Source organism: Nocardioides sp. (assembly GCF_014360585.1).
In the GTDB taxonomy this organism is placed as follows: Bacteria; Actinomycetota; Actinomycetes; order Propionibacteriales; family Nocardioidaceae; genus Nocardioides.
The window spans coordinates 48,764-54,948 of record NZ_JACIXG010000031.1 but is presented as its reverse complement, the minus strand read 5'-3'; the positions used below and the strand labels follow the sequence as shown (position 1 = coordinate 54,948).

The window sequence follows — 6,185 nt, the reverse complement described above, 5'->3', positions numbered from 1 at the left end:
CCTCACACCGTTGCTGCTCGCGCTGGCGGTGTGGGTGTACGGCCCGACCGTCTTCACTGTCGCGCTGTCGTTCCTGGATTGGAACCTCACCACCGATCCCGAGGGGTTCGTCGGGCTCGCCAACTACACCGAGCTGTTCGAGCACCCCGAGTTCACCCGGGCGGCGTGGCAGACAGTGCTCTATGCGCTCGCCCTGCTGCCGTTCTCGACCGTCGTCCCGTTCGTGCTGGCGGTGCTGCTGTGGATGCGGCCGAGCCGCGCGAGCACGGTCTACCGGTCCCTCCTCTTCGTCCCGGCCATCATGGCGCCGGTGGCCGTTGCAGTGGCGTGGCGGTTCCTCCTCAATCCGCTGCAGGGGCTCGTCGCCGGGGCGCTCGGGATGGCCGGCCTGGCCGCGGTGAACTGGCTCGGCGATCCCGCGACCGCGCTCGCGGTCGTCGTCGCCGTGACGGCGCCGAAGGTGACCGCGTTCAACATGCTGTTGTGCGGCGCAGCCCTCGCTTCGCTCGATCGGCGCGTGGTGGAGGCGGCCCGCATCGAGGGCGCCACCTCCTGGGAGGTGATCAGGTTCGTCGTCGTCCCCCATGTCGCGCCGACTCTCGTGGCGCTCGCGCTGCTCAGCGTCGTCCTGGCCGGGCAGTGGGTGTTCACCAACATCTCCGAGTTGACCGCGGGCGGACCGGACGGCGCCACGGACAACGTCTACTTCCGGATCTACACCCTCGGCTTCGACTTCTTCGACACCGGGGAGGCCTCGGCCGCGGCCGTCGTCGTGCTCCTGGCGTTCGCAGTCCTGGCTGTGGCCTGGCAGCTCGTCCGGAGGTCCTCTGATGTCAGAAGTTGAACGAGGCCGCCCCGTGCTGCAGCGGGCGGTGTGGCACCTGGTCCTCACAGCGAGCGCGCTGGCGATGAGCTTCCCGGTCCTGTGGGCGGCACTCACCTCCTTCAAACCCGCGGACCGCGTCTTCTCCGCGGCTCCGGTCACCGATCCGACGCTCGACAACTACGCGCGGGTGCTGGACGGCTGGCCGGCACTGACGATGATCGGCAACACCTTCGTCATGTCCGCCGGCGTCGCACTCGGCCAGCTGGCGATCGCCGTGGTCGCCGCGTTCGCGCTCGTCCACCTCGCGCCGCACTGGCGCCGTACCGTGCTCGGGCTGTCCACCGTGGCCCTCGCGATCCCGCCGCAGGCGATCGTCATCCCACAGTTCCTGCTCACGACGAGGCTCGGCTGGCAGAACACCTAGCTCGGGCTGATCGTGCCCCAGCTGGGCGCCTCAGCCCTCGCCGTCCTCCTGCTCGTGCAGCACGTGCAGGCCATCCCGCCCTCGCTCACCGAGGCCGCGCGCCTCGAGGGTGCGCGCCCCCGGGAGATACTCGCCCACGTAGTGATGCCGGCGCTGCGGCCAGCGCTCCTTGCGGTCGGCATCCTGGTGTTCGTCACCACCTGGAACGAGTACCTCTGGCCGCTCCTCATCGCCCCACGGCAGGAGGACGCGACGGTCCAGATCGGCCTCGCCCAGTTCCAGACCGAGGGCGGCACCGACTACGGCGCCCTGACCGCGGCCGCCACGCTCACCAGCCTGCCGATCCTGCTCGTCTACGTGATCGCCTCGCGTCGGATCACCGACGCCTTCCTCCGATCGGGGTTCCGATGACCACCACCGCCCGGCCCACGACCCGGCCTGACACCCAGGCCGGGGACCTCGAACTCCTCGGCATCGAACGCCGCTTTGGCACCTCGATCGCACTCAACGGCGTCGACCTCCGCGTCCCGGCAGGCAGCCTGACCGTCATCGTCGGACCGTCCGGATGCGGCAAGTCCACCCTGCTGCGCATCCTCGCCGGCCTCGACGGCCCGACCACCGGCCGCCTGCTCGCGTCTGGGGCCGACGTCACCGACGCACCCGTCGGCCGGCGCGACATCGCCATGGTCTTCCAGGACTACGCCCTGTTCCCGCACATGAGCGTCGAGCGCAACATCTCCTTCGGGATGCGGCTGGCGCGCCGGCACGACCGAACCGACGGTCCGACCCGGGGTGAGATCACCGAGCGCACCCAAGAGGTCGCCGCCCGGTTCGGCATCGACGACCTGCTCGACCGCAGGCCGGCAGACCTCAGCGGTGGCCAGCGCCAGCGCGTGGCCCTCGCCCGCGCCGTCGTCCGCCGCCCACAGGTGTTGCTGCTCGACGAGCCGCTCTCCGCCCTCGACGTGGCGCTGAGGGCGGACGCGCGGGCAGAGCTGCTCCGGCTGCACCGCGACCTCGGCACGACCCTGGTGCTGGTGACCCACGACCAGCACGAGGCGCTCTCGCTTGCGACCCACCTGGTCGTCATGGACCGGGGGCGGGTCGTCCAGAGCGGCCCGCCCCAGGACGTCTACCGGCGCCCGGCCACGGTCTTCGTCGCGGGCTTCGTCGGCTCGCCGCGGATGAACCTATGGACTGACGGTGACGAGACCGTCGGCTGGCGACCGAGCGACGCGCGCTGGGGCCCCTGCCCGACCGGATCCGGGCTCGACATCGCCGGGACGGTCGACGTCTGCGAGTTCACTGGCGCCGGGCAGGAGCTGCACAGCGTCGGTGACGCCGGCCCGTTCGTGCTGCTGCAGGGCGAGGGTGAGGCGTGGCTTCGTCCGGGGGATGGCGTACATGCCCACGTGCCGGCCTCCGCGGTACACCGCTTCGGTCCGGACGGGACGCGCACCGATGGCTGAACCCGTCACCGTCGTCTGGTGCGACGTGGGCGGTGTGCTCACCTCGCCGGTCGCCGATGCGGCGCGCGGCCTGGTCGACGCGGCCGGACTGACGTGGACCGAGCTGTGGGAGGCGATCGATGAGGTCGCGGCCCGATTCGGACTCACCGGGATGGGACCGCTCGAGACCGGCCTGCTCAGCCAGTCGGAGTGGGGCACCCGCGTGACAGAGCTGTTGCCCCGTCGGCCGAGGATCGACCTGCGGCGATGGGACGAGCACTGGTACGCCGGCCGTGCACCGAATCCCGACCTCCTCGCCGGGCTCGCCACGCTGCGCAGCACCGGCGTGCGGGTCGGCCTGCTGACCAACAGCGTGCGCGAGTGGGAACCACACCGAGCCCTGCTGTTCGACGAACGGGATTTCGACGGGGTCGTACGCTCCCACGATCTCGGCGTCCGCAAGCCCGACCCGCGGATCTACGCGGAGGCAGAGCGCATCCTTCCGGCACCCGTCACCGCGACACTCCTCGTCGACGACACGGACGAGAACTGCGCCGCGGCCCGCGCCCGTGGCTGGCGGGCCGTACACCACATCGACACCGCCAAGACGATCGCGGAGCTGCTGCGCGCGTGCGTCTAGTCATCTGGGTGGCAGGAACCGGAGGTCGACGACAGGGATGACCGGTGCGTCGGGATACAGCTTCGGCAGGCACATCTATATGGCGAGCGGACCTATCCGTACAGGTCTGCAGGCGTCCATAGACAACGACGTCCAGGGCGAGCGATGTGCTGTGGATCAGAACAATCAGGGCGCTCTAGGTATCTAGAGGGCGCCGTCGGTGCGCCTGTCCTGCGCGTAGTGCTGCGCGTAGTGCCGTCTGTGCGGTAGCTGCCAGATCAGCGTCTGCCCAGTTCAACGGCAAGTTTGCGAGGCCCTTTCTTTGCCAAGGGGCCGACATCAACTGGGTCTGGATGCCGCCCTGGGGCCCGGACAAGATCACCCCCGACGGCCGCGAGATGCTGCGCGCTCTCGGGTTCAACGTCTGAGGCTCCACCTGACGTGGGAGTCCTGGGGTCACATGGGTGACCTCAGGGCTCCCTTGTCATTTCAGCCTCGTCATCTCTGGCGACACGTCTGCGGGTGGAGAGCCGGCTGCCAAGCCTGCTGCGATGACGGCGGGCAGGATCAGGATCAAGTGTCCCAGGCCGCGCCCGACCTGGTCTGCGACCACCCACTGGGACAGCGACACTGTCCACACGGCGGCTGACCACGCCAACGAGAAGGTCAGCGCCGGGCGGGCGAACCGGGCAGGGAGCGCGGCAGCGGTGGCCAGGAGCACGACGATCAGCAGGTCGGGTACGAGGAACAGGTTGTCGAGTCGAAGCACGGAGTCACCGCCGAAGTTGTCGGTAGCGAAGTATGCCGCCATGAACAACGCCAGCAGGCCGGCGACGCCGCGAGCGATGGGAAGTCCTCTACGAGCCATGTCTACACCGTAGACATGTGTGGGTGGGGTTGTCTACGGCGTAGATTGCAGACATGGCCACTCGAGGGAACGGCGAATCGATCCGAGGCACGCTGTCACCGGAAGCAATCGCGGCGAGCGCACTCGCTCTCGGTGATCAACAGGGTCCGGACGCGATGACGCTGCGGCGCATCGCTGCGCACCTCGGCTGCGATCCGATGGCGCTGTATCGCCACTTCGCCAACCGCCGCGCACTCCTCGATGCGGTTGCCGACCTGGCACTGGCCGACGTCGTCGTACCCGATGATCAAGTGCCGTGGGCGGTGCGGTTGCGAGACCTTCTCGTCGGCGTACGCTCAGGTGCGCTTGCGCATCCGGGCATCGCTCCCCATATCGCCGCCCGCCCGCCATTGGGGCCGCATGGTCTGCGGATCGCCCGCGGATTGCTCGACGCGCTGCGGGAGTCTGGACTCGGCGGCCGCGAGACCGTGGCGTCGAGCCAGGTGTTGATCGCCTACGTGTCCAGCTCGATCGTCATGGCGATGGAAACCCACGGGCAGCGCGACGATCGCTGGGAGGATGTCGTGCACGCTCTCGGACCGTTGAGCGACAACGACCTGCCCGTCGGTCACATGCCCGCCGCCGGCTCGGCCGAACAGTTCGCCTTCGGCCTGGAAGTGCTCGTCGACGGCCTTCGAGCTCGCGTCGGATCTCGACCGGATCAGAACGGGCGACCGGGGTAGGTCTGCCTGTCGTTCGTCCGGTGCAGGTCGTCGTCCGAGCACTCCCAGATCATTCAGGCGACCCGGCCCGCCCGCGCGATCGCCTCCTGGCTGCGTTTGTAGGGCTTTCTCCCCGGGATCCTGGGCTTCTCACGCGGCTTGCCGCTCTCCAGAAGCACACCGCCCCAGACTCCCCACTCCCGCCGGGAGACCCCGAGGTCGAGGCAGGCCTGACGCATCGGGCAGTCTGCGCAGACCTGCTGAGCCTCGGCGAGCTGGGTGAGGTCGTCGGGATGAAAGAGCTCCGGGTCCTCGCCCACGCAGGCCCAGGCGTCGGTCCGGGGGGTCGGGTGCTTCAGCGTCAGCTCGTAGGTCTTGGAGCTGAAACCCTCTCCGAATAGCGTGATGATCTCCATCTCGTTCACCTCCTGGTGGTGCTGCTGAACACGGAAAGGGCCGCTCCTCGTCGATCGGAGCGGCCCTGGTGGATGCGGTGAGCACCTACGTCTGCTGCGGCTCCATGCGCGCAAACTCCACGTCCCGGACCGGCTGGCTCGGGACGTCGTAGGTGTTGATGCACTTGCGCATGTCCTCAACGCTACTGACCGGACCCCTGCGCGGCCACTGGTTTGTTTGGCAAAGTGAAGCCATGGACGTAGCCGCCCGCACCGCAGTCAACCGCCGTCTTCTCGCCGACTTCTTCGACAGCCTCGACGAGTCCCAGCTGGAGACCCAGAGCCTCTGCTCGGCCTGGACCGTGAGGGAGGTGCTGGGCCACAGCGCGATGCCGTTCTCGGTCGGGATCGGGCGCCTGCTGTGGCGTACGTTGCTGGCCGGCGGCTCGATCGACCGGGCCGCCGCCGCGATCGCGGAGGAGCAGGCGCGACGGCCGGTCGCTGAGCTGACCGGGCTGCTGAGGACGTACGCCGAGAAGCGGGTGCCCGCGCCCGGCGTCGGCCCGATGGGGCAGTTCACCGACCACTGCATCCACCTGCGTGACTGCGCCCGGCCGCTCGGTCTCGACGCGGACGTCCCGCTCGAGGACTGGCGGGCGGTCCTCGACTGGCTGCCGACGAAGCAGGCCTCGCTCGGGGTCGTCCCGGCCGGCCGGCTCGACGGGCTCGCGCTGCGTACGACCGACCAGGACTGGTCCTGGGGCACCGGCGCGGAGGTCGCCGGTCCCAGCGAGGCCCTGGCGATGGCCCTGGCCGGTCGGCCGGCAGCGTTGGCGGACCTCGACGGACCAGGGGTGGCGAGGTTGCGCGAGCGGATCGCCTGAGGAGGCCGACCGGCGGGTAG

At 69.6% G+C, this 6,185-nt stretch carries 9 protein-coding genes and 1 pseudogene; 8 read left to right on the top strand and 2 right to left on the bottom strand.

Going from position 1 to position 6,185, the window contains the following annotated elements; genetic code table 11:
- The 6 genes and pseudogenes from H5T77_RS12510 to H5T77_RS12485 form a co-directional block, all read left to right on the top strand.
- On the top strand, nt 1-844 hold an 844-nt coding region (locus tag H5T77_RS12510), incomplete at its 5' end, for a carbohydrate ABC transporter permease (RefSeq protein ID WP_292649699.1).
- Entirely contained in the window at nt 831-1,250 is a 420-nt protein-coding gene (locus H5T77_RS12505) for an ABC transporter permease family protein (RefSeq protein ID WP_292649698.1), read from the top strand. The genes H5T77_RS12510 and H5T77_RS12505, both read left to right, overlap by 14 nt.
- Before the next feature lie 12 nt (nt 1,251-1,262).
- Entirely contained in the window at nt 1,263-1,661 is a 399-nt protein-coding gene (locus H5T77_RS12500) for a carbohydrate ABC transporter permease (protein ID WP_292649697.1), read from the top strand.
- Nucleotides 1,658-2,719: an ABC transporter ATP-binding protein gene (locus tag H5T77_RS12495; protein WP_292649695.1), complete on the top strand. Its 1,062-nt coding sequence runs from the start codon at nt 1,658-1,660 to the stop codon at nt 2,717-2,719. Before H5T77_RS12500 ends, H5T77_RS12495 begins: the two co-directional genes overlap by 4 nt.
- Nucleotides 2,712-3,338 carry an HAD-IA family hydrolase gene (locus tag H5T77_RS12490; RefSeq protein ID WP_292649693.1) on the top strand — a complete coding sequence of 209 codons (627 nt, stop codon included), beginning with the start codon at nt 2,712-2,714 and terminating at the stop codon, nt 3,336-3,338. The genes H5T77_RS12495 and H5T77_RS12490 overlap by 8 nt, the downstream gene beginning before the upstream one ends.
- A 317-nt stretch (nt 3,339-3,655) precedes the next feature.
- A pseudogene (locus H5T77_RS12485) lies at nt 3,656-3,745 on the top strand (metal-sulfur cluster biosynthetic enzyme); the annotation flags it as partial.
- A gap of 56 nt (nt 3,746-3,801) precedes the next feature.
- On the opposite strand, the gene H5T77_RS12480 reads toward H5T77_RS12485, so the two are convergent.
- The gene (locus H5T77_RS12480) at nt 3,802-4,185 is read right to left on the bottom strand and encodes a hypothetical protein (RefSeq protein ID WP_292649692.1); all 384 of its coding nucleotides are present in this window, start codon (nt 4,183-4,185) and stop codon (nt 3,802-3,804) included.
- A gap of 53 nt (nt 4,186-4,238) precedes the next feature.
- On the opposite strand from H5T77_RS12480, the gene H5T77_RS12475 reads away from it, so the two are divergent.
- A complete protein-coding gene (locus H5T77_RS12475) occupies nt 4,239-4,907 on the top strand; it encodes a TetR/AcrR family transcriptional regulator (RefSeq protein ID WP_292649690.1) in 669 nt (222 codons plus the stop codon).
- A gap of 53 nt (nt 4,908-4,960) precedes the next feature.
- On the opposite strand, the gene H5T77_RS12470 is transcribed toward H5T77_RS12475, so the two are convergent.
- Nucleotides 4,961-5,302 (bottom strand): WhiB family transcriptional regulator, encoded by a 342-nt coding sequence (locus H5T77_RS12470; RefSeq protein ID WP_292649689.1) that lies wholly within the window; start codon nt 5,300-5,302, stop codon nt 4,961-4,963.
- A 233-nt stretch (nt 5,303-5,535) separates the two neighbouring features.
- On the opposite strand from H5T77_RS12470, the gene H5T77_RS12465 reads away from it, so the two are divergent.
- Complete coding sequence (locus H5T77_RS12465) at nt 5,536-6,165, top strand: maleylpyruvate isomerase family mycothiol-dependent enzyme (protein WP_292649688.1); 630 nt, start codon at nt 5,536-5,538, stop codon at nt 6,163-6,165.
- The last annotated feature ends 20 nt before the right edge of the window (nt 6,166-6,185 follow it).

What these genes read in the sequence shown, in the direction of transcription:
- H5T77_RS12495 (WP_292649695.1), top strand. Translation starts at nt 1,658, where the DNA reads ATGACCACCACCGCCCGGCCCACGACCCGGCCTGACACCCAGGCCGGG.
- H5T77_RS12490 (WP_292649693.1), top strand. Translation starts at nt 2,712, where the DNA reads ATGGCTGAACCCGTCACCGTCGTCTGGTGCGACGTGGGCGGTGTGCTC.
- H5T77_RS12480 (WP_292649692.1), bottom strand. Translation starts at nt 4,185, where the DNA reads ATGGCTCGTAGAGGACTTCCCATCGCTCGCGGCGTCGCCGGCCTGCTG.
- H5T77_RS12470 (WP_292649689.1), bottom strand. Translation starts at nt 5,302, where the DNA reads ATGGAGATCATCACGCTATTCGGAGAGGGTTTCAGCTCCAAGACCTAC.
- H5T77_RS12505 (WP_292649698.1), top strand. Translation starts at nt 831, where the DNA reads ATGTCAGAAGTTGAACGAGGCCGCCCCGTGCTGCAGCGGGCGGTGTGG.
- H5T77_RS12465 (WP_292649688.1), top strand. Translation starts at nt 5,536, where the DNA reads ATGGACGTAGCCGCCCGCACCGCAGTCAACCGCCGTCTTCTCGCCGAC.
- H5T77_RS12475 (WP_292649690.1), top strand. Translation starts at nt 4,239, where the DNA reads ATGGCCACTCGAGGGAACGGCGAATCGATCCGAGGCACGCTGTCACCG.